A 423-nucleotide genomic window follows, 5' to 3' on the forward strand; every position below is an offset into this window, starting at 1 on the left:
GGCAGGGGGCCGACGTAGGCGCCGCTCATCACCTCCCACTTCTTGCCGATGCCTGGCACCTTCTTCATGGCGAAACCGGCTTCGACCAGGCTGCGGCGCACCCAGCCGGTGGTGGTGAAGGTGCCCAGCACAGTGCCCGGGTGCGATAACCGCGCCAGCTGCGCGAACAGCTCTGGTGTCCACATGTCGGGGTTCTTGGCGGGGGCGAAGCCATCGAGGAACCACACATCGATCTGCGCATCGAGTTGTGGCAGCTGCTCGAGCACGTCGCCGATCAGCAGGGTCAGGGTGACCCGGCCATTGGCGAAGGTGAATTGCTGAAAGCCCGGGTGCACCGCCACATATTGTTCCAGCAGGGGCTCGGTGTAGGCTGCAAGTTCAGGCCACAGGCGCACGGCGCGGGCCATGTCGTCGTGGCCGAGG

1 protein-coding gene is annotated in these 423 nt (G+C 65.7%); it reads right to left on the reverse strand.

The annotated features are described in order from the left end of the window. The coding region (mnmC2, locus tag EOE48_RS28950; RefSeq protein ID WP_246155096.1) for a tRNA (5-methylaminomethyl-2-thiouridine)(34)-methyltransferase MnmC2 at positions 1 to 407 on the reverse strand (407 nt) is incomplete at its 3' end. Positions 408 to 423 lie beyond the last annotated feature (16 nt).

It is taken from the genome of Methylobacterium oryzihabitans (genome assembly GCF_004004555.2).
Lineage (GTDB): Bacteria > Pseudomonadota > Alphaproteobacteria > Rhizobiales > Beijerinckiaceae > Methylobacterium > Methylobacterium oryzihabitans.